21 protein-coding genes are annotated in these 20,169 nt (G+C 61.9%); 16 read left to right on the plus strand and 5 right to left on the minus strand.

Features of this window, described 5'->3' with window-relative positions; all coding sequences use genetic code 11:
- From WA904_RS21715 to WA904_RS21750, 8 genes are all read left to right on the plus strand, one after another.
- Nucleotides 1–735, plus strand: a 735-nt coding sequence (locus tag WA904_RS21715; protein ID WP_425199201.1) for an ABC transporter permease, incomplete at its 5' end; no start/stop codon positions are given.
- Nucleotides 732–1,595 (plus strand): ABC transporter ATP-binding protein, encoded by an 864-nt coding sequence (locus tag WA904_RS21720; RefSeq protein WP_425199202.1) that lies wholly within the window; start codon nt 732–734, stop codon nt 1,593–1,595. The genes WA904_RS21715 and WA904_RS21720, both read left to right, overlap by 4 nt.
- A 48-nt stretch (nt 1,596–1,643) precedes the next feature.
- Nucleotides 1,644–1,949, plus strand: a complete 306-nt coding sequence (locus WA904_RS21725; RefSeq protein WP_425199203.1) for a DUF971 domain-containing protein — start codon at nt 1,644–1,646, stop codon at nt 1,947–1,949.
- Entirely contained in the window at nt 1,946–2,719 is a 774-nt protein-coding gene (locus WA904_RS21730; RefSeq protein ID WP_425199204.1) for a ferredoxin--NADP reductase, read from the plus strand. The genes WA904_RS21725 and WA904_RS21730 overlap by 4 nt, the downstream gene beginning before the upstream one ends.
- 12 nt (nt 2,720–2,731) lie before the next feature.
- Entirely contained in the window at nt 2,732–3,775 is a 1,044-nt protein-coding gene (locus tag WA904_RS21735) for a YeiH family protein (protein ID WP_425199205.1), read from the plus strand.
- Between the two features lie 50 nt (nt 3,776–3,825).
- Nucleotides 3,826–4,548 carry a hypothetical protein gene (locus tag WA904_RS21740; protein ID WP_425199206.1) on the plus strand — a complete coding sequence of 241 codons (723 nt, stop codon included), beginning with the start codon at nt 3,826–3,828 and terminating at the stop codon, nt 4,546–4,548.
- A 188-nt stretch (nt 4,549–4,736) separates the two neighbouring features.
- On the plus strand, nt 4,737–5,714 hold the full coding sequence (locus tag WA904_RS21745) for a GMP reductase (RefSeq protein ID WP_425199207.1): 978 nt from the start codon (nt 4,737–4,739) through the stop codon (nt 5,712–5,714).
- A 331-nt stretch (nt 5,715–6,045) separates the two neighbouring features.
- The gene (locus tag WA904_RS21750; protein WP_425199208.1) at nt 6,046–6,435 is read left to right on the plus strand and encodes a tautomerase family protein; all 390 of its coding nucleotides are present in this window, start codon (nt 6,046–6,048) and stop codon (nt 6,433–6,435) included.
- Here WA904_RS21750 and WA904_RS21755 read toward each other — a convergent pair.
- Nucleotides 6,432–7,298 carry an alpha/beta hydrolase gene (locus WA904_RS21755; RefSeq protein WP_425199209.1) on the minus strand — a complete coding sequence of 289 codons (867 nt, stop codon included), beginning with the start codon at nt 7,296–7,298 and terminating at the stop codon, nt 6,432–6,434. The two genes, WA904_RS21750 and WA904_RS21755, sit on opposite strands and share 4 nt — an antisense overlap.
- A 128-nt stretch (nt 7,299–7,426) precedes the next feature.
- Between WA904_RS21755 and WA904_RS21760 the strand changes: the two genes are divergently transcribed.
- From WA904_RS21760 to WA904_RS21780, 5 genes are read left to right on the plus strand one after another with little or no spacing between them, the layout of a single operon-like run.
- Nucleotides 7,427–8,119, plus strand: a complete 693-nt coding sequence (locus WA904_RS21760) for a GntR family transcriptional regulator (RefSeq protein WP_425199210.1) — start codon at nt 7,427–7,429, stop codon at nt 8,117–8,119.
- An 18-nt stretch (nt 8,120–8,137) separates the two neighbouring features.
- Nucleotides 8,138–9,019, plus strand: coding sequence for a phytanoyl-CoA dioxygenase family protein (locus WA904_RS21765; protein WP_425199211.1), 882 nt, complete (start codon nt 8,138–8,140; stop codon nt 9,017–9,019).
- A 37-nt stretch (nt 9,020–9,056) separates the two neighbouring features.
- Nucleotides 9,057–10,097: a hypothetical protein gene (locus WA904_RS21770; RefSeq protein WP_425199212.1), complete on the plus strand. Its 1,041-nt coding sequence runs from the start codon at nt 9,057–9,059 to the stop codon at nt 10,095–10,097.
- A 37-nt stretch (nt 10,098–10,134) separates the two neighbouring features.
- On the plus strand, nt 10,135–11,493 hold the full coding sequence (locus WA904_RS21775) for an NAD(P)H-dependent oxidoreductase (protein ID WP_425199213.1): 1,359 nt from the start codon (nt 10,135–10,137) through the stop codon (nt 11,491–11,493).
- A 57-nt stretch (nt 11,494–11,550) separates the two neighbouring features.
- Entirely contained in the window at nt 11,551–12,447 is an 897-nt protein-coding gene (locus tag WA904_RS21780; RefSeq protein ID WP_425199214.1) for an NAD(P)-dependent oxidoreductase, read from the plus strand.
- Between the two features lie 69 nt (nt 12,448–12,516).
- On the opposite strand, the gene WA904_RS21785 is transcribed toward WA904_RS21780, so the two are convergent.
- Together WA904_RS21785 and orn are read right to left on the minus strand one after the other, a co-directional pair.
- Nucleotides 12,517–14,448, minus strand: a complete 1,932-nt coding sequence (locus WA904_RS21785; RefSeq protein ID WP_425199215.1) for a DEAD/DEAH box helicase — start codon at nt 14,446–14,448, stop codon at nt 12,517–12,519.
- Nucleotides 14,449–14,842: 394 nt separating this feature from the next.
- On the minus strand, nt 14,843–15,406 hold the full coding sequence (gene orn, locus WA904_RS21790) for an oligoribonuclease (RefSeq protein WP_425199216.1): 564 nt from the start codon (nt 15,404–15,406) through the stop codon (nt 14,843–14,845).
- A 34-nt stretch (nt 15,407–15,440) separates the two neighbouring features.
- Here orn and WA904_RS21795 point away from each other — a divergent pair, with 34 nt between their 5' ends.
- The 3 genes from WA904_RS21795 to rsgA are packed head-to-tail and all read left to right on the plus strand — an operon-like array spanning nt 15,441 to nt 17,985.
- Nucleotides 15,441–16,727, plus strand: coding sequence for a M48 family metallopeptidase (locus WA904_RS21795; protein ID WP_425199217.1), 1,287 nt, complete (start codon nt 15,441–15,443; stop codon nt 16,725–16,727).
- Entirely contained in the window at nt 16,724–17,041 is a 318-nt protein-coding gene (locus tag WA904_RS21800; protein WP_425199218.1) for a 4a-hydroxytetrahydrobiopterin dehydratase, read from the plus strand. Before WA904_RS21795 ends, WA904_RS21800 begins: the two co-directional genes overlap by 4 nt.
- Entirely contained in the window at nt 17,038–17,985 is a 948-nt protein-coding gene (gene rsgA / locus WA904_RS21805; protein ID WP_425199219.1) for a ribosome small subunit-dependent GTPase A, read from the plus strand. The genes WA904_RS21800 and rsgA overlap by 4 nt, the downstream gene beginning before the upstream one ends.
- A gap of 7 nt (nt 17,986–17,992) precedes the next feature.
- Here the strand turns inward: rsgA and hisC are convergent, their stop codons facing one another.
- Together hisC and WA904_RS21815 are read right to left on the minus strand one after the other, a co-directional pair.
- Nucleotides 17,993–19,063 carry a histidinol-phosphate transaminase gene (gene hisC, locus WA904_RS21810; protein ID WP_425199220.1) on the minus strand — a complete coding sequence of 357 codons (1,071 nt, stop codon included), beginning with the start codon at nt 19,061–19,063 and terminating at the stop codon, nt 17,993–17,995.
- Between the two features lie 18 nt (nt 19,064–19,081).
- Nucleotides 19,082–20,095, minus strand: coding sequence for a CobD/CbiB family protein (locus WA904_RS21815; RefSeq protein WP_425199221.1), 1,014 nt, complete (start codon nt 20,093–20,095; stop codon nt 19,082–19,084).
- Nucleotides 20,096–20,169 lie beyond the last annotated feature (74 nt).

A 20,169-nucleotide genomic window follows, 5' to 3' on the forward strand; every position in this document is an offset into this window, starting at 1 on the left:
GTGTTGTTCTGGCATCTCGTCACGACTTACAGGATCGACTTCTACATCCGCTTCGCCAACATCCCCACCCCGGCCGAGGTGTGGCAGTCGGTCGTGCAGGCAGGCAGCAACGGTAAATTCATCACCAACGTGGGCATGAGCTTGCGCCGCATCTTCATCGGCTTTGCACTGGCTGGCGTGCTCGGTGTGGCCATCGGCCTGGTGATCGGGCGTTACCGCCGGATGCATGAGCTGCTGTTTCCCGCCATGGAGGCACTGCGGCCCATTCCGGCCATCGCGTGGGTGCCGATTTCCATCATGCTGTGGCCCGACAACGAAGTGAGTATCGTCTTCATCACCTTCATCGGCGCCTTTTTCCCCATCCTGCTCAACACGGTGAGCGGCGTGCAGGCGGTGGACTCTGTGCTGCTGCGCGCCGGCCAGTGCCTGGGTGCCCGTGAGCGGCAAATCATGTGGCACGTGGTGTTGCCGGGCGCGGCGCCGCAGATTTTCACCGGCCTGGCCGTGGGCATGGGTGTGGCATGGGTGTCGCTGATTGCGGCCGAAATGATCTCGGGCCAGTTCGGTATTGGCTACTTCACCTGGGAAGCCTATTCGCTGATCGCCTACGCCGACATCGTGCTCGGGATGATCACCATCGGCGTGCTCGGCCTGCTGTGCAGCTGGATCATCCGCACCGCGGGCAAACTCCTCATGCCCTGGCTTGAATTTTCGAAGCTCGGAGGTCGTACATGAACCCCACCCACAGCAGCGGCCATATCGAGGTGCGCAACCTCAGCATGGTTTTTGGCAGCGCGCAGCAGCGTATTTACGCGATCAACGATGTTTCGCTGCATGTGGCGCCGGGCGAATTCGTCTCGATCATCGGGCCTTCGGGCTGCGGAAAATCCACCCTGCTCAACGTCGTGGCCGGTTTCAGTCAGGCCATACAGGGCGAAGCGCTGCTCGACGGCCAGAAGATCACCGGCCCTGGCTCCGACCGCGGCGTGGTATTCCAGCAGTACTCGCTGTTTCCGTGGATGTCGGTGCGGCGGAACGTCGAGTTCGGCCTGAAGATGCAAAACGTTGCACCGAACAAGCGCGAAACCACAGCACGCACCCTGCTCGGCCTGGCAGGTTTGCTGGCCTTCGAGAATCACTACCCCGATCAGCTCTCCGGCGGCATGAAGCAACGCGTGGGCATCGTGCGTGCGCTGGCCACCAGCCCGCAGGTGATGCTGATGGATGAGCCTTTCGGCGCACTCGATTCGCAGACCCGTGTGGTGATGCAGCAGATTCTCACCAACATGTGGCAGCGCATGCGCCTGTCGGTGCTGTTCATCACGCACGACATAGAGGAAGCCATCTTCCTTTCGGACCGCGTGTATGTGATGACGGCCCGTCCTGGACGCATCAAGGCGGAGATCGAAATTCCGTTGCCGCGCCCGCGAACCGCCGAGATGATGTCATCGGTGGCCTTCACGCAGGTGCTGCACAAGCTGCGCAACCTGATCCGCGAGGAAAGCCTGGCCGCCATGGGCAACGAACTCGACAGCGGCGGCCTGGAAGGTTTCGCAGTCGATGTCGATGCCGGGGGCGTTGGCGAACTGATCTGAACCCGGACGCGGCCCATCGGGCACCGCAGCTCCGGCAACTCCACCACCATGAACAACGTTTACCCCTCCGACATCACCGACCACCGCCAGAGCGGGGTGCTGGAAATCGCCTGGCCGGACGGCCATGTTGGCCACCTCCCGCACAGCTGGCTGCGCCTGCAATGCCGTTGCGGCGGCTGCGAGCAACTGCGGCGAAGCGGCACATTGCCCACCCAGGCCGACCCGGCGCTACGCCTGGTGACGATCGAGCCCGTGGGCGACAAAGGGCTGAACCTGGCGTTCAGCGACGGCCACGACCGGGGCATCTATCCCTGGTCCTATCTGCACGAACTTTCATTGGGAGGCCCTGCATGAGCAATTTCTTCGAAGCCAAGGTCCTGACGGTGCACCACTGGACGGACCGGCTGTTTTCCTTCACATGCACCCGGGACCCGGGCTTTCGCTACCAGAGCGGGCAGTTCACCATGATCGGGCTGAACGTTGACGGACGCCCGCTGATGCGCGCCTACAGCATGGTGAGCCCCCACTACGAAGAAACGCTTGAATTTCTCAGCATCAAGGTGGCCGATGGTCCCCTGACCTCCCGGCTGCAGCACATCCAGCCCGGCGACACCGTGCTGGTCGGCCGCAAGGCATCGGGCACGCTGCTGACACAGAACCTCCTTCCCGGCCGCACGCTATACCTGCTGGGCACCGGCACCGGGCTGGCGCCCTTCATGAGCATGGTGCGCGATCCGGAGGTTTACGGGCGGTTCGAAAAAGTCGTGCTGGTGCACGGCTGCCGCCAGGTGGCCGAGCTGGCCTACGCTGGACTGATCATGACCGAGATGCCGCGCAACGAATGGTTTGGCGAGCAGGTCACGCGGCAGCTGGTCTACTACCCCACCGTCACACGCGAAGCCTTTCGGCACCAGGGGCGCATTCCCACGCTGCTGGAAACCGGCCAGCTGTGCCGGGAAGCAGGGCTGGCGGCGCTGGACCCAGCCCGGGACCGCTTCATGCTGTGCGGCAGCCCGGCCATGCTCAAGGACACGCGGACGCTGCTGGACAAGCTGGGGCTGGCCGAGGGCAACATGAGCCACCCGGGCCACTACGTCATCGAACGCGCCTTTGTCGACAAGTAAAGCGCCGTCCGCATGCGCTCGATGATGCTGCGCTACATGCGCATGCCACCCTGGCAAAGCTGGGGCCTGGCGCTGCCGGGTGCAGGCCTGTGTGGACTGATTGCGCTGGCGGCAAGCTTCGTGGCGAGCCTGCATGGCGGCACACCCATGCTTTATGCGCTGCTCTTCGGCACAACCCTGCACTACCTGCACGCGGAAGTCCGCACGGCGCCTGGCGTGCGTTTTTGCGCCAGCACCCTCTTGCGCCTGGGGGTGGGCCTGCTCGGCGCACGCATCACCCTGAGCCAGATTGCCGCACTGGGTTGGCCCACCGTCGTCATCACCATCCTCGGCGCGGCGACCACCCTGCTGGCAGGGGTGGCGATGGCGCGGCACCTGCGCCTGCCCGGCACCCTGGGTGTACTGGCCGGCGGCGCAACTGCGATTTGCGGCGCTTCCGCCGCCATGGCGATTGCCGCCGTGCTGCCGCAGGACGCAACGCGGGAACGCGAGACGCTGTCCGTGGTGGTGCTGGCCACCCTGCTGTCCACGGTGGCGATGCTGGCTTACCCGCTGATCGCCACCTTTTTGCACCTGCCGCCCGCACTCGCCGGCCTGTTCATTGGCGGCAGCATTCATGATGTGGCCCAGGTCGTGGTGGCCGGTTATGCGCTGGGAAATGAAGCCGGAGACGCGGCATCCGTCGTCAAACTGCTCAGGGTCAGCCTGCTGGCAGTGGTCGTCACGGGTGTGGCGCTGGCCTTTCGCCCGCCCGGCAGTGCCGCGTTACCTGCAGCCAGCCGTCGCCCGCCTTTGATACCCGGCTTTGTGCTGCTTTTTCTGGCGATGGCGGCCTGGCATTCGCTGGGCTGGTTGCCAGGGCCATTGCAAGCGAGTCTGGGCCAGGCTTCGCAAGCCTGCCTCACCGTCGGTGTGGCGGCGCTCGGCATGAAGACCTCATTCCTCGAACTGACACGTTCGGGCCGGCGCACGGCCTTGCTCATGGGCTTCACCACCGGCTGGATAGGCCTGCTCATGCTGGGCGGCGCACTGTGGCTGCGGGTGGGAAACCCGTAAAGTCCCGTCCGCCTGCAGCTTCTGCGAACATAGGCGGCTTTGGAGGTTTCATGGCTACAGGTTTGGGCTACCCGCGCACCGTATGGCTGGCCGCCTGCTTTTTGGTGGCGAGCCTCGGTTTTATCGACGCCGCGCGTGCGCAGTCGTCCTGCTCCAGCGATGGCCAAAGCCGGCCGGCGGTTCTGCTTGAACGATTCATCAACGCCGACTGCGCCGATTGCTGGACCGACCCGGCCACCCCGGGTGCCGGCCGCGGTACGCTGATACTGGACTGGGTGCTGCCCGGTGGCCAGGGAGACAACGCCCCGCTCTCGGTGGTGGCCACCCGTGACGCGCTCAAACGCCTGGAAGCGCTGGGCATCACGCCGCCTCCCGCCAGCCTGAACCGCAAAACCCAGGTGCAGGGGCGAACCGGCAGCCTGCGCGTTGCACGTGGCCTGCCGGTTTCCGGCTACATGGGCGCCTCGATAGAATTTCAGGCGCCCGCACCTGGCGCTGCCCAGACCTGGACAGCCTGGCTCGCGCTGGTGGAAGCCCTTCCGTCGGGCACCGAAGGCTCGCCTGTGCCCCGGAATCTGGTTCGAAACCTCATCCAGCCCAGTTGGGACGGGCGCAAGCAGCTATCAAATAAAGAGCGCCTGCGTTTCATCGAATCCCGTTCCATGGACATTCCTGCAGGCATGAAAACCGACAGAGCCCAGGTGATTGGCTGGGTGGAGGATACCCAGGGGCGCGTGGTGGCTGCAGCACAATCCCGCTGCACCGGGAAATGACAGGCATCCACATTCGCATATAGCGGGTATATGCACAGGGGTCTCGTGCGCACCGGGACAAGCGCATAGAATCAGTCACCGGGCCCAAGCAATTGCGCCCGGTTTTTTGTTTCTGCGCCCGCCGCGGGACAAGCCGGTCCAGTCCAAGTGCCTTCTGTTCTTCAACAGTTTTTAAAGGCTTGGGATTCATGGAAATTTTCGACTACGACAATATCCTGCTGCTGCCGCGCAAATGCCGTGTGGAAAGCCGCTCCGAATGCGACGCCGGCGTCACGCTGGGCGGCCGCCACTTTCGCATCCCCGTGGTGCCCGCCAACATGAAGACGGTAATCGATGAATCGATCTGCGTCTGGATGGCGAAAAACGGCTATTTCTATGTCATGCACCGCTTCGACCTGGACAACCTGGCTTTTGTCAGGCGCATGGCCGCCGAAGGCGTGTATGCATCCATTTCGCTGGGCGTCAAGAAGGCCGACTACGACACGGTGGACCAGCTGGTGGCCGAAGGGCTGGTGCCCGACTACATCACCATCGACATCGCCCACGGTCACGCCGACACAGTGCAGCGCATGATCGCCTACCTCAAGCAAAAGCTGCCCGCATCTTTTGTGATTGCCGGCAACGTGGGCACACCCGAAGCCATCATCGACCTGGAAAACTGGGGCGCCGACGCCACCAAGGTCGGCATCGGCCCGGGCAAGGTCTGCATCACCAAGATGAAAACCGGCTTCGGCACCGGCGGCTGGCAACTCTCGGCGCTCAAGTGGTGTGCGCGGGTGGCCACCAAACCCATCATTGCCGACGGCGGTATCCGCGAACACGGTGACATTGCCAAGTCCATCCGCTTCGGCGCAACCATGGTGATGATCGGCTCCATGCTGGCGGGCCTGGAGGAGAGCCCGGGCAAAACCGTGGAAGTCGACGGGCGGCTGTTCAAGGAGTACTACGGCAGCGCCTCGGACTTCAACAAGGGCGAGTACAAACATGTCGAGGGCAAACGCATCCTGGAGCCCGTCAAGGGCAGCCTGAAGGACACGCTGCGTGAAATGGAAGAAGACGTGCAGAGTGCCATCAGTTATTCCGGCGGCACCCGGCTGATGGACATCCGCAAGGTCAACTACGTCATCCTGGGCGGAGACAACGCCGGCGAACATCTGCTGATGTAATAAGAACTTGTCCGTAAATAATTGGGGGTCGCGCAAATGGATTTTCGGGATGGGATGCAAGGCGCAAAATCCAAGGCAAGGCTGGTGGCCTTGCCTGATTTTGCAACGCCGCAGACCGCCCGAAAATCCGTTTGCCCTTCGGGTTGGAGCGAAATCGGGCGATTTGCCCACCAAATCCCTTGCATGGGCATTCAGCCCATGCTGCGGAATGTTGGCAGGCAACTCATCCCGATTGCGCCCCAACGCGACCTCCAATTATTTACGGGCAAGTTCTAAGCTGTCGCCCGGTGGGCAGAGTACAGTCGTCGCTCCTTCATGAAAACGAAAATCCGTGCCTACCGCAGCCATTGAAATACGCCGAAAATATTCGCCCGAAGAAGAAACCGCTCTGATTGCAGCCCTGCAGGCCGCGATGACGGCAGCGTTGAAGGTTCCGGACTGGACGACCTCCATCCGGCTTTTTGTCCATGAGCCGCACCGCTTCACCGGACCGCCCGACAAAGGCGACCGTTATACCCTGGTCACGATGGACTGTTTTGTCGGACGCTCCATCGGAACCAAGCGCGCGCTCTACCAGGCCATCGTCCAAAACCTCGGCCTGTGCGGCATTCCTGCAGACCACCTGAAGGTGCTGCTGCGGGAAACGCCGCGTGAGAACTGGGCCATCCGCGGCGGCCTGCCGGCCTCCGAGGTGGAACTGGAATACGACGTCGAAATCTAGCGGGTTGCCGAGAGCAACTCCAGCGCCAGCCGGTGCAGACGGTGGTCCGTGTCCACCAGCGCCTCCAGCACACTGAAGTGGTTCCTGCCAAGCAGCGCCTCGCGCACCGGCACCACCTGTTTGCCCCAAGCCTGCTCGATCAGCGCGTTGTGCCGCAGGAATTCGCCGCTTTCGTCGGCACCCGCCACGGTGTAGAGCACGCCATTTTTCGGCGCCGGCAACCAGGCCGGACTGGCTTGAACTATCTGCGCCGGCGTCAAACGCAGCGAGTCTTTCAGGAAGGGCGTGTACATGATGGACTCCAGCTCATACAGGCCTGAAATCGAGAGCGCGTTTTTGACGAGGTCCTTCGGCAACTCCTTCGCGTAAGCAGGCCACAGGCAGGCCAGCAGCATGGCCGCCAGGTGGCCGCCGGCCGAATGGCCCACGACCGTGATGCGCTTCGGGTCACCGCCAAAACGCCCTGCGTTGCGGTAAACCCAGGCCAGGGCCTTCACCATCTGCAGCGTGATGTCTGGAATGGTCACTGCCGGGCACAGGTCGTAGTTGGGAACGACCACGCAAGCGCCAGCCGCGTTGAATGCGGGCGCCACAAACGAGTGTTCAGCCTTGTCGAGCGAGCGCCAGTAACCCCCATGAATGAACACCAGAACCGGCGCGCCGCCAGCTTGGGGTTTTGCTGCCGGAAACACGTCGAGCTTTTCCCCGGGGCTCTCGCCATAGGCGATGTCCAGCGTGTTCGGCCCGCTGCTGCGCGCATGCGCCGAGTCTTGCGCCCAGCGGCTGAAATGCAGCGCGTGCTCTGGCACCAGTGCGCGGTTGTTGTACATGCGGTCCAGCCAGGCGGGGTCGAGGCGAATCATGGGCATTCCTGAACAATGAGAGTGAAATGCCGCCATCTTGGCACAGCCTCCGGCTTGCGAGGGAGATCCGGGTAAACCCGCTGAATCTTGAGGTTGAATCATCGTATTCTGTATACAGAGTTAAAATCATGTCCTCTCAACTCATCAAAATCGAATCCACCCCTGATCTGGTGGATCAGGTCTACCGCAGCCTGCTGGATGCCATCAGCGAAGGTTCGCTGGCGCCTGGCGCGCGAATCATGCAGGAGGACATTGCCGAACAGCTGGCTGTGTCGCGCCAGCCGGTGCTGCAGGCCCTGCGCTTGCTGAAAAAGGACGGCTTTGTGCTCGACGCGCCGGGCCGTGGCGTGCTGGTCGCCCCGCTGGATGTGGGCTGGCTCACGCAGATTTACCAGGTGCGTAGCGCACTCGATGCGCTGGCAGCCGGCCTGGCGGCCCGGGCCCACTTCCGGATTGATCCGGCCTTGATCAGCCAGGGCCGCACTGCTGCACGCAGCAACGACATCAAGGCCATGATCGCGGCCGACGCCCGCTTTCATGGCGCGATCTACGCGGCCTCGGGCAACCCCCTGATCGCCCAGAGCGCGCAGCTGCACTGGCACCATATCCGCCGCGCCATGGGCGCCGTGCTGCAGGCATCGACCATGCGCGAATCGATCTGGGACGAACATGAAGCCATTGCCGATGCCATGGCCCGCGGCGACGAAGCCACGGCAGAAGGCCTGATTCGCCGGCATGTTGAAGATGCCAGCCGCAATCTCTCGGGCCTGCTGAGTACTGCGCTCCAGCCCACCCCTCCGCCCACCGCCCTGCCCGCCTGACACCCCAAGGAAACACACATGCACCTGACACCCGAACAGCTCGCCCAATTCGACCGCGATGGCTACCTGTTTTTCCCCAGCCTGTTCACGCCGGAAGAAACACAGACGCTCAACGACGCCGTACCCGAGCTGTACAGCCGGCGCGAAGATTACAACGTGCGCGAAAAAGGCAAAGACGCCGTGCGCACCAATTTTGCCGCGCACATGTACAGCAAGCCTTTTGCAAAACTGGGGCGCCATCCACGCATGATCAAGCCGGTGGAAGACCTGCTGGGCGAGAAGCTCTACATGCACCAGTTCAAGATCAACGGCAAGATGGCTTTCGAAGGCGACGTCTGGCAGTGGCACCAGGACTACGGTACCTGGCTCAACGACGACATGATGCCGACCGAGCGCGCGATGAACGTGGCGATTTTTCTCGACGACGTGACCGAACACAACGGCCCGCTGATGTTCATTCCCGGCAGCCACAAGAAAGGCGTGGTCGATGCCAAACACGACCTGACCACCACCAGCTACCCGCTGTGGACGGTGGACAACGATTTGATCCGCCAGCTGGTGCAACGCGCCGGCGGCAAACAAGGCGGCATTGTCAGCCCCAAGGGTCCGGCCGGCTCCATGATCCTGTTCCACTCCTGCCTGGTCCACGCCTCGGGCAGCAACCTGTCGCCCTTCAACCGCGTCAGTGTCTACTTGAGCCTGTGCGCGGTCAGCAACCACATCCGCCGCCACAAGCGCCCCGAGTACATCGCGCACCGCGACTTCACGCCCATCGAATGCCTGCCGGACGATTGCCTGCTGAAGGACTACCCGGTGGGCCTACCGTGGAAAGATGGTGTGCCGGCCACAGCGTTGCAAACCTCAATTGAAGAAATTGCGCCTGACCGCAAGGCGGCTTGACAAAGTGCGACGCCAAGCAATCATGTCGAGGCATTCAATGGGGTGGACCTTCGCCGCTGTACTCGCAGTTTTCATGGGAGTTATCGGTCAGAGCGCATCAGCGGCGGCGCCATGCGCCAAAGCGGCGCCCGAAACCGTGAACCAATTTCTGGAAGGGCTAACCAACGGTTCAATCCAGTTGGCAGACCGCATCGATCTTCCATTTCACAGCGAGTATTTGTATTGCCCCAATGGAGGAAAGCCAGGAAACACTTGCTTCTCGACAGGGTGCGCCGGCTATGTAAATCTTGTTCCGTTAAAAACCACCCGTGCAGAGAGCCATATCCAACAAATCGCAGGCACTTTTGGGAAAGAAGCTATTGCCAACATGATCGCATCGCTGGAGCAGTCCGGTTTACGCCACGCATCGCTGGGGCAAGCGAAAGTCAGAACGGCAGTATTGAAGCGCGGCGGAGTGCAGATACGCCTCTATACCCCTGCCGACGAATGGTTCGCAACTTACGAGGGACGGCGCTCGGAAAACTGTATCCGGCTCAAGACGGAATTTGAGCGCTCAAGCAAAGAGCTGAAGGACGACGGCGAAGAATACCGGCCGGCCTTCCCCCCTTTGCCGAAATCGCTGCCGGAGCCCCGTGGCCTTGAAGGCACCTGGTCGTGGATTGAGATGGAATGTGACCTGCGCCGAAACCTGAATGCCGACTGCAAGGAGAAGGAGAAGGAGATTGAGACTGATTCCATCACGCTTTACGCCTTCAAGGGTCGCCTGTGTGGCCACTGGGAGAGCAAGAGGGCGAGTGACGCCGGCTCTTTCGGGGGGTATGTCATGGGTTCGGTTTCGCCGAATGGCAGCGCAAGGATTCAAAAAAGCTGGGGCGTCAGCCTGCGCGACGGCGAACGGTCAGCGGAGCTGCCCAGTATCAACTGGGCGCCGGCGGATACCTATCGAATGTCGAACAAGCGCCTGGTCAGATCTGACAACACCCGCTACTTTTACGAATCACTCCCGGACGCGGATGAAAGAAACACTTTTATCCAGGATGAAAAGGCCTTCTACGACCAATGCATGAAAAGCCGGTAGCTCATCCAGTTCACCCATCCCTGGAAACCAAAGCATCATGAATCTTCACACCAAACTCCAGCAACGCGCCGCAGACGGCAATCCTGTCCGGATAGGCCTGATAGGCGCCGGAAAGTTCGGCTCCATGTACCTGGCGCAGATTCCACGCACGCCCGGTGTGCACCTGATAGCGATTGCCGACCTGTCGCCCGCCGCAGCCCACTCCAACCTCGCCCGTGTAGGATGGAATCCGGCATTAGCCCAGGCAGAATCGGCGCAAACAGCTATCAAAACAGGAGCAACCTGGATCACCGACGACTGGAACGCGGTGATCACCCATCCGCAGATCGACATCATCGTGGAGTGCACCGGCAACCCGGTCGCCGCGGTCGAGCACTGCCTGCTGGCTTTTGCGCACGGCAAACACGTGGTCAATGTCACGGTCGAAGCCGACGCATTCTGCGGCCCGCTGCTCGCCCGCAAGGCCGCTGAAGCCGGTGTGGTGTATTCACTGGCCTTCGGCGACCAGCCGGCCCTGATCTGCGACCTGGTGGACTGGGCGCGCACCTGCGGCTTTCCGGTGGTGGCGGCCGGCCGCGGCCACAAATGGCTGCCGCATTTTTGCGAATCCACGCCCGAAACTGTCTGGGGAAACTACGGCCTCACACCCGAACAGGCCGAACGCGGCGGCCTCAACCCGAAAATGTTCAACAGCTTCCTCGACGGCTCCAAACCCTCGATCGAGTCCACCGCCGTGGCCAATGCGACCGGTCTGACCGTGCCCAGCAACGGCCTGTTGTATCCGCCGGCCAGCGTGGAAGACATTCCCTACGTCACGCGACCCATCAGCGAAGGCGGCGTGCTCGAGCGCAAGGGCATGGTCGAAGTCATCTCTTCCCTGGAAGCCAATGGACGCAAGATTCCCTACGACATCCGCATGGGCGTCTGGGTCACGGTAGAGGCCGAGACCGACTACATCAAGAATTGCTTTGAAGAGTACAACGCGCACACCGACCCAAGCGGGCGCTACTTCACGCTGTACAAACGCTGGCATTTGATTGGCCTGGAGGTCGGCGTGTCGGTGGCCAGCGTGGCGCTGCGCGGCGAACCCACCGGTGTGGCCTCCTGCTGGAACGCCGACGTCGTGGCTACCGCCAAGCGCGATCTGAAACCCGGCGACCTGCTTGACGGCGAAGGCGGCTACACCGTCTGGGGCAAACTGCTGCCGGCCGATACTTCGGTAAAGACGGGTGGCCTGCCTCTGGGCCTGGCGCACAACGTCAAGGTCGTGCGTGCCGTGAAAAAGGGGCAAAGCCTGAGCTGGGCCGACGTGGCGATGGACATGTCCACGCCCGCGTACAAGGTACGCAGCGAGATGGAAAGCATGTTTTCGCCGGCCATGAAGAAAGCTGCCTGACAGCCTTCTTTTTTCCGTGTGCCCCATGATGGTGGAAGCACCCTCCACTGGCAACCTATGAGCACAAGCAGCAACACACACGACCTCCGCATCGCATTCCTGGGCATCGGCAGCATGGGGCTTCCCATGGCCAGGCGCCTGGGCGAGGCGGGCCATGCGCCGCAGGTGTGGAACCGCACACCGGGCAAGGCTGCACCCCTGTCAGCCTTCGGTGCCACCGTTCATGCGCAAGCCGGCACGGCAGTGGCCGGGGCCGACATCGTGGTCGGCATGCTGGAAAACGGCAGCGTGGTGGAAGAGGTGCTGTTTGCGCAGGATGTCGCCGGCGCGATGAAACCGGGTGCACTGTTCATCGACATGGCTTCCATCAAGCCTCGCGAGGCACGCGACCATGCTGCACGCTTGGGGGCCATGGCCATCGCGCATCTCGATGCGCCGGTGTCCGGCGGCACGGGTGGCGCCGAAAACGGCACCCTGGTGATCATGGCGGGCGGCAAGCCGGCGGATTTTGAACGTGCCCTGCCTGTGTTTGAGGTCTTCGGACGCGCCACCCACGTGGGCTCGCACGGTGCCGGCCAGCTCACCAAGCTGGCCAACCAGATGATTGTCGGCATCACGATAGGCGCCGTGGCCGAGGCCCTGCTGTTTGCAGCCAAGGGAGGTGCCGACATGGCCAAGGTCAGGGAGGCCATCACCGGTGGATTTGCCGACAGCCGCATCCTCCAGGTACATGGCCAGCGCATGGTGGACAGGGATTTCATCACCCGCGCCAGGCTGGCCATCCAGCTTAAGGACATGCGCAATGCACTGGCCACGGCAGAGGAGATCGGGTTTGAAGCGCCGATCACCGCGCTGTTCGAGCAGCTGTATGCCGAGGGCGCAGAACATGGGCTCGGCGATCTTGACCACTCGGGGCTGTTCGTCGAACTGGCCAGCCGCAACGGCATGAGTTGAGTCCGTGGCCGTCCCGCGCGGCCATAAAAAAAGGCCCGCAACGCGGGCCTTTTTCATGAAGGAAGCAAATCAGCGTGCGGGACGTGCCGGACGCTTCTGGGCGTCACGGGGAACAAACACCTTGCCTGCCGGTTTGGCAAAAGCGGGCTTGCGGTCGGCAAAGTCGCCGCGCGGCGCTGCTGCAAAACCTTCCGAACGGCCGCCGAAGCTGCGCTCGCCACCACGGTCGTCGCGCTGGGCAAAACCACCGTTGTTGTTGCCGAAGCCACGGTCATCCGGACGACGCGCGTTGCGATCATTGAAACCAGAACGGTCCGCGTAATTATTGCCTTGAGGTGCAGGACGGCCCTGGAAAGGCGCGCCGCGGTCGTCACGGTTGCCACCAAAACCACCACGGTCAGCGCCGCGATCGGCGCCAAAAGCAGGTTTCTTGCCGGCATAACCACCGCCGCCGCCACCACCACCGAAACCGCCAGAAGGCGCACGGTCGTTGCCGAAACGGCCGCCGCCACCGCCGCCGAAGCTGCGGCCGCCGCGGTCACCGCCGAAATTGCCGCGTGGGCGATCCGAGGTAGGTGCAAAGCGTTGCTGCGGCTCCAGGCCGGCAATCACGCTGGGCTTGAGGTTTTGCTGGGTGTAGTGCTCGATGTCCTGAATCTTGCGACGATCGCGGAACTCGGCAATCGTGATCGCCTGGCCTTCGCGGCCGGCACGGCCGGTGCGGCCGATGCGGTGCACATAGTCTTCGGCTTTCATCGGCAGGCCGTAGTTGATCACGTGGGTTATGGTCGGAACGTCCAGACCGCGGGCGGCCACATCGGTCGCCACCAGGATCTGCACGCGGCCGTCGCGGAAAGCCATCAGGCGGCGGTTGCGCAAGCCCTGGCCCAAGGCGCCATGCAGCGCCACGGCGCTGAAGCCTTCCTGCACCAGATCATTGGCCAGGCCGTCACATTCCACCTGCGTGCAGGCAAACACGATGGCCTGGTTGATGGTGGTGTCGCGCAGCCAGTGGTCCAGCAGCTTGCGCTTGTGGGTCATGTTGTCGGCCCACAGCAGCGACTGCGTGATGGACGCATGTTTTTCGTGTGGCGAGTCGATCTCGACACGCTGCGGCTGGCGCATCACGCGCGTGGCCAGTTGCATGATGCGCGGCGCAAAGGTGGCGCTGAACATCATGGTCTGCTTGCGCTCGATGGTGAGCTGGTTGACTTCGGTCAGGTCGTCGGCAAAGCCGAGGTCCAGCATGCGGTCGGCTTCGTCGACCACGAGGAATTGCACCTGGTCGAGCTTGATCTGCATGCTGCGCTGCAGGTCCAGCAAACGGCCGGGCGTGGCCACCACGAGGTCGGCGTTTTGCAGTTTGGCAATTTGCAGCTGGTAAGGAATGCCGCCAACAACGTTGGCGATACGCAAGCCGCGGCAATGGCGCACCAGGTCGATCGCGTCGGCACAAACTTGCTGGGCCAGTTCGCGTGTTGGGCACAAAATCAGGGCGCCGGGTGTGGCGGCCTTGAAGTTGCGCGCATTGGTCGGGTCCTTGCGCTTTGGTTTTTTCAGCGGCGGCTCGCCGCGAGCAACCGCTTCGGCGCTCAGGCGTTCGAATTCAGCGCGTTCGTTGCGCTCGGCTTCTTCCTGCTGCTTGAGCAGGGTGTGCAGCACGGGCAGCAGGAAAGCGGCGGTCTTGCCGCTGCCGGTCTGGCTGGAAACCAGCAGGTCGGTGAATTTGGCCTTGGGGTCGGCTTTGACGTCAGCATCCAGCGCCTGCATGGCTTTCGGGATGGTGGCCATCTGCACGGCGGTGGGCTGGGTGAAGCCCATGTCGGCAACAGCTTGCAGCAGTTCCTTGGCCAGGCCCAGTTTCACGAAGCCGTTGGGCTCCGCTGCGATGGCGTCCAGGGAAGTTTCTGCAACAGGTGCCTCGGAAAAATCCGCAGCCATGGTGGTATCGGTGTTTGCTTCGGCCAAAAAGTCGCCGCGAGCCTCAAAAGAGTCAGTCATGTTTTTCTCACTAAACACTTGTCCGCGCTGCCACGCTTGTGGTGTGGGCATGCGAGCAAGAAACTATCACCCGCCGCGTAGCAGCAGGGCTTCGTTCATGGTTAATAAAACATCAACCATCAAACGAATATTTCGGTTCGGGCGACTTCCGGAAAAACCGGTGCCTGAAGCGATGGCTCTGCTAGGTAGAGCCCAAAAGTGTGAGGTAGATGTACAAATGCGGTGCACCCCTGTGCATCCATCAAGCCCATGATTATGCCATGGCTTACGGGTTTGTACCAGTCCCGTATACAGGAAAGACCCTCAAACCTGCCCGGGCCGGTTGCCAAAGGCCGCCAATCGCTCTCTTTTCAATAGCTGGCAGCGCCCGTGTACCAAGGGCTACAGGTAAAAATCACTTCAGGAAATGCGTGCGGTAATGTTCCAGCTCGTCGATGGATTCATTCACATCAGCCAGCGCCGTGTGGCTTTGCTGCTTCTTGAAAGCGCTGTAAACCTCGGGCCGCCAGCGCTTGGCCAGCTCCTTGAAGGTGCTGACATCGACATTGCGGTAGTGGAAAAATGCCTCGAGTTTGGGCATGTACTTGACCAGGAAGCGCCTGTCCTGACTGATGGTGTTGCCGCACATGGGCGAGGTGCCCTTGGGCAGGTACTGCGCCAGAAAGGCCAGCAGCTGTTTCTCGGCGTCCGCCTCCGTCAGCGTACTGGCCTTGACCTTGTCGATCAGCCCGCTGCGCCCGTGCGTTCCCTTGTTCCAGTTGTCCATCTGACCCAGCAGTTCATCGGATTGATGGATCACCAGCACCGGGCCTTCAATGCGCGGCGTCAGTTCAGGCCCGGTGACGATCACGGCGATCTCGATCAGGCGCTCTTTTTCCGGGTCCAGGCCGGTCATTTCGCAATCTATCCAGGCCAGGTTGAGATCGGTTTTTTTCAGTAGGGGTTCAGGGGCAAGCATGCAGCGATTCTCGCTGATCGCCTAAACTTCTCCCATGGCTGACTATTCGCTCGTCCTTACCCTGCTGTTCTCGGCCGCCCTGGTGCTGGGGCTGCTCACGAAGTTCTACTTGGCGTCGCGGCAGATCCGCCATGTGGCACGGCACCGTGACCAGGTGCCTGCTGCTTTCGCCGGCATCATTTCGCTGGCCTCGCACCAGAAAGCTGCCGACTACACCATCACCAAGGCCCGCTTCGGCCTGCTGGAACTGGCTTTCGGCGCGGCTGTGCTAGTGGGCTGGACACTTCTGGGCGGCATCGATGCGCTGAACCAGGCGCTGGGAAATTCAGGCCTGGCCGCGTATGGCAGCCTGGTGCCGCAGCTGGCGCTGCTGGCCGCCTTTGGCCTGATCAGCGGGCTGCTGGATTTGCCCTTCACGCTTTACAGCACCTTCCGTATCGAGGAGCGCTTTGGCTTCAACAAGATGACGTTCAAGCTGTGGCTAACGGACCTCGTAAAGGCAACACTCGTTGGCATTCTGCTCGGTCTGCCGATTGTGGCTCTGGTGCTCTGGCTTATGGGCAGCACGGGGAACTTGTGGTGGCTTTACGCTTGGTTAGCCATCGTAGGCTATCAGCTGTTTGTCATGTGGATTGCACCTAGTTTCATCATGCCGATCTTTAATAAATTTACACCCTTACAAGATGAGTCGCTGAAAGAGAAGATCACAGATCTAATGAAACGCTGCGGTTTCTCGGCCAAAGGTTTGTTCGTGATGGATGGAAGTAAACGCAGCGCCCATTCCAACGCTTTCTTTACCGGCTTTGGTGTGAGCAAGCGCGTAGTTTTTTTTGACACTCTGCTGGCTAAGCTGAGTTCTTCGGAAATGGAAGCCGTGCTAGCGCATGAGCTAGGCCATTTCAAACACCGCCATATCCTCAAAAGCATGCTCTACAGTTTTTTACTATCGCTACTCAGCTTTGCGATGCTAGGCTGGCTGGCCACCCAGGCCTGGTTTTATACCGGCCTGGGCGTGCGACCGAATATGACGGGTAGCAACGATGCGCTGGCCCTGCTGCTGTTCCTGCTGGTGGTGCCGCTTTTCAGCTTTTTCATCTCGCCCCTGTTTGCCCAGCTGTCGCGCAAGCACGAGTTCGAAGCCGACGCCTATGCGATTGCGCAGACTGACGGCAAGGACCTGCAAAGCGCCCTGCTCAAGCTTTATCAGGACAATGCCAGCACGCTCACGCCCGACCCGGTGTTCGTGAAGTTTTACTATTCGCACCCGCCGGCCTCCGAGCGGCTGGCCCGCATGGGTGCGCCCACCGGAACCGCCACATGAACCCCATCCACCAGAACCGCCGCGCGCTGAGCGCCACCGAGATCGTCACCCAGCTGAGCCAGCTCAACGGGGAACAGGCCCAGGGCTGGCGGCTGATCGACGGCTCGCTGGAGAAAACCTTCAGCTTCAAAAATTTTCACGAAACGATGGGTTTCGTCAATGCCGTGGCCTTCATAGCCAATGCGGAAGACCATCACCCCGACCTGGCGCTGAGCTACGGTAAATGCACGGTGCGCTTCAACACGCACGATGTGAACGGAATTTCGGTCAGCGACTTCTTCTGTGCGTCGAAGGTCGACGCGCTGCTGGCTTGACCACTGTTTCTTCCGCCGGGACATTGCCCGGCCTGGTGGTTGCCGGTTTTGGCCGGCATTGCCTGGTGGAAACACCCGGCGGCGAGCGCATCATCTGCCACCCGCGCGGCAAGAAGGGCCAGGCTGTCGTCGGCGACCGCGTCCAGTGGCTGCCCTCACAGGACGAAGGCACGGTTGAAAAAGTCGAGGAACGCAGCAACCTGTTTTACCGGCAGGACGAGATGCGCACCAAGTCCTTTGCGGCCAACCTCGACCAGGTGCTGATCCTGATTGCCGCCGAACCCGAATTTTCTGAAAGCCAGCTGACCCGCGCATTGATCGCTGCGGAAGCCGAACGCATCACACCCATCATCGCGCTGAACAAAAGCGACCTGGCTGAACCCTTTGGTCGCGCCTGGACCAAACTGGCGCCTTACCGGGCCATGGGCTACCAGGTGCTGCCGCTGGCGATCAAACCGAAAGCCGCCAGCGCTGCTGCCAATGAGTCCCAGACGGCCCAGTTGCAGGAGCTGCTGCGCGGCAAAAAAACCCTGGTGCTGGGTCCTTCGGGTGCCGGCAAGAGCAGCCTGACCAACCTGCTGGTTCCGAACGCGCAGGTGCTAACGGCCGAAATATCGCAGGCGCTAAACTCCGGCAAACACACGACCACCAGCACCACGCTCTACTGGATAGACGCGGAGCGCACCAGCGCACTGATCGACTCGCCGGGCTTCCAGGAGTTTGGCCTGCACCATATCGACCCCATGCGACTGGCCAGCTATATGCCGGATCTCAAGGCCCATGCGCAGGATTGCAAGTTCTACAACTGCACGCACCTGCATGAGCCCGGCTGCGGCGTGATTTCCGAAGTCAAATCGGCCAATGGTCCAGGTGGAATAAGCGCAAGCCGCTATCGTTTATATAGCGAATTGTTTGCCGAGCTGTCGCAGTCGCCGCGCTACTGAACAGGGGTCAGCGCCGGACCAGCGCATGGCAGGCGGCCACCAGTGCGGCACACTGCTCGGGGGTGCCTATGCTGATACGCAGATGCTGCTCGATGCGCGGCAAGCTGAAATGGCGCACCAGGACGCGCTTTTCGCGCAGGGCTGCTGCCAACGTTGCAGCGTCATGGCCGGGATGCCTGACCATCAGGAAGTTCGCCTGTGAAGGAAAAACTTCAAAACCGAGGTCCTGCAACTGGCTTGCCAGCAACTCGCGGCTCGCGATCACTGCCGCACACGTTGCCTCGAAATAGGCCTTGTCGCCGTAGGCCGCCGCGGCGCCTGCCATCGCCAGGCGGTCCAATGGATAGGAGTTGAAGCTGTCCTTCACGAGCTCCAGCGCCTCGATCAGGTGCCGCTGGCCGGCCGCAAATCCCACACGCAACCCGGCCAGTGAACGCGACTTGGACAGGGTCTGCACCACCAGCAGATTGGGGTAACGCTGGATCAGGCCGATGGCGCTTTCGCCGCCAAAGTCCACATAGGCTTCGTCCACCAGCACCACCCTGCGGCTTTGCTGCTGCAGCAATTTCTCAATGTCTGCCAGCGGCAAGCCAGTGCCGGTAGGTGCGTTCGGATTGGCGATCACCACGCCGCCGCAAGGCGCCTCGTACTGTGCCACGTCGATGCGCATTTCCGCGTCCAGCGGAACAAGCTCGGCAGCAATGCCATAAAGCGCGCAATACACCTTGTAAAAGCTATAGCTGATGTCAGGCATCAGGATGGGCCGGTCCTGGCGGAAGAAGGCGAAAAACGCATACGCCAGTACTTCGTCGGACCCGTTGCCTGCAAACACCTGGCCGGCATCCAGGCCGTGCCAGCTTGCCACCGCCTGCCTGAAAACCACGGCCTGCGGGTCAGGGTACAACTGCAAGCCGTCTTGCGCCGCGGCGGTGATGGCAGCGACAACCCGGGGCGAAGGCGGATAGGGATTTTCGTTGGTGTTGAGCTTGACCAGGCCCTCGATGGCCGGCTGCTCGCCCGGTGTGTAAGGTACCAGCCCCTTCAGGGCCGGGCTCCAGAACGAGGGCGCGTCAGACATGGGCAGGTGTCTGCTCCATCAACCCAGCAGACGCGCCAGCGTCAACAGGGCCAGCAACACCATCCAGAGCACCACGGAGCGCCAGACCAGGCCCACGATGCTGCGCAGATGTGCCACCTCGGGTTCGCGCCCCGGTGTACTTTCCGTGGCCGCCGGACCGTCTGCATCGTCGCCATTGGCCTGAAAGCCCTGGGAAGCATCGGGCGCAAACGCAGCCGCAGCCTTCAGCACCTCCCCGCCCAGACGCACGTTGACCGCCCCCGAGGTCGCAGCGAGGATTACGCCATCGTTGCGGTTTTCTGACTCCACCGGAGAGCGCTGCATGTAGTTGCGCCAGCCGTCAATCGCATCCTCAAAGCTACCGACGACCGCGAAACCGAGCGAGGTCAGGCGCGCCGGCACATAGTCGATCACCGCCCAGGCTCGGACAGCCGCCTGCTGCAATGCCGGGCTTGCGCCTTCGCCAACTACTTTTCTCTTGTAGGTCCAGTAACGGGACACAAACTCGGCCATGCGGTACAACACCGCTCCGGCGGGCCCCAGGCCCAGCGCAGCCAGCACAGAGAACCAGGCCAGCACGCCGAACACATGGCGGTGCGCGGCCAGCACCGAATACTCGATCACATGCCGAACGACTTCGCTGCGCGGCAGCTCGCTGGCATCAACCTGGCGCCACTGCGCCAGCAGTTCGCGCGCCGTCGCTTCGTCGCCATCGTCCAGCGCATCGCGTATGTCGGTGAAATAGTGGCTGAACTGGCGAAAACCGAGTGTGATGTAAAGCACGGCCACACTCCACAGAAAGGCCAGTACGCCGTTCACGCTCCAGAGCAGCCAGTGCACTCCCAGTGTGATGAGCGCCGGTACCACAACGGCGACAGTCCATGCCACCCAGCCATGCTGCGGTTTGCCCGCATCCAGGCTGCGAATGGCCCAGCGCGCCCAGCGGCGCAAGGTGGCATGGATCGGGTTGCCGCGCGCCAGCGGCCGGGCCTGTTCAATGATCAGGGCGAACAAAACGGCAAAAAAACTCATGGTGAATCATACTGCCCCCAAGTTCGCGCACTGCGTGTCGCTCTCTGCCCCCCGAGGGGGCGCTGCGCCTGCGG

Origin of the sequence: Polaromonas sp. (assembly GCF_049790275.1) — a bacterium.
GTDB lineage: Bacteria > Pseudomonadota > Gammaproteobacteria > Burkholderiales > Burkholderiaceae_C > Polaromonas.

What these genes read in the sequence shown, in the direction of transcription:
- WA904_RS21720 (WP_425199202.1), top strand. Translation starts at nt 732, where the DNA reads ATGAACCCCACCCACAGCAGCGGCCATATCGAGGTGCGCAACCTCAGC.
- WA904_RS21725 (WP_425199203.1), top strand. Translation starts at nt 1,644, where the DNA reads ATGAACAACGTTTACCCCTCCGACATCACCGACCACCGCCAGAGCGGG.
- WA904_RS21730 (WP_425199204.1), top strand. Translation starts at nt 1,946, where the DNA reads ATGAGCAATTTCTTCGAAGCCAAGGTCCTGACGGTGCACCACTGGACG.
- WA904_RS21735 (WP_425199205.1), top strand. Translation starts at nt 2,732, where the DNA reads ATGCGCTCGATGATGCTGCGCTACATGCGCATGCCACCCTGGCAAAGC.
- WA904_RS21740 (WP_425199206.1), top strand. Translation starts at nt 3,826, where the DNA reads ATGGCTACAGGTTTGGGCTACCCGCGCACCGTATGGCTGGCCGCCTGC.
- WA904_RS21745 (WP_425199207.1), top strand. Translation starts at nt 4,737, where the DNA reads ATGGAAATTTTCGACTACGACAATATCCTGCTGCTGCCGCGCAAATGC.
- WA904_RS21755 (WP_425199209.1), bottom strand. Translation starts at nt 7,298, where the DNA reads ATGATTCGCCTCGACCCCGCCTGGCTGGACCGCATGTACAACAACCGC.
- WA904_RS21760 (WP_425199210.1), top strand. Translation starts at nt 7,427, where the DNA reads ATGTCCTCTCAACTCATCAAAATCGAATCCACCCCTGATCTGGTGGAT.
- WA904_RS21765 (WP_425199211.1), top strand. Translation starts at nt 8,138, where the DNA reads ATGCACCTGACACCCGAACAGCTCGCCCAATTCGACCGCGATGGCTAC.
- WA904_RS21770 (WP_425199212.1), top strand. Translation starts at nt 9,057, where the DNA reads ATGGGGTGGACCTTCGCCGCTGTACTCGCAGTTTTCATGGGAGTTATC.
- WA904_RS21775 (WP_425199213.1), top strand. Translation starts at nt 10,135, where the DNA reads ATGAATCTTCACACCAAACTCCAGCAACGCGCCGCAGACGGCAATCCT.
- WA904_RS21780 (WP_425199214.1), top strand. Translation starts at nt 11,551, where the DNA reads ATGAGCACAAGCAGCAACACACACGACCTCCGCATCGCATTCCTGGGC.
- WA904_RS21785 (WP_425199215.1), bottom strand. Translation starts at nt 14,448, where the DNA reads ATGACTGACTCTTTTGAGGCTCGCGGCGACTTTTTGGCCGAAGCAAAC.
- orn (WP_425199216.1), bottom strand. Translation starts at nt 15,406, where the DNA reads ATGCTTGCCCCTGAACCCCTACTGAAAAAAACCGATCTCAACCTGGCC.
- WA904_RS21795 (WP_425199217.1), top strand. Translation starts at nt 15,441, where the DNA reads ATGGCTGACTATTCGCTCGTCCTTACCCTGCTGTTCTCGGCCGCCCTG.
- WA904_RS21800 (WP_425199218.1), top strand. Translation starts at nt 16,724, where the DNA reads ATGAACCCCATCCACCAGAACCGCCGCGCGCTGAGCGCCACCGAGATC.
- hisC (WP_425199220.1), bottom strand. Translation starts at nt 19,063, where the DNA reads ATGTCTGACGCGCCCTCGTTCTGGAGCCCGGCCCTGAAGGGGCTGGTA.
- WA904_RS21815 (WP_425199221.1), bottom strand. Translation starts at nt 20,095, where the DNA reads ATGAGTTTTTTTGCCGTTTTGTTCGCCCTGATCATTGAACAGGCCCGG.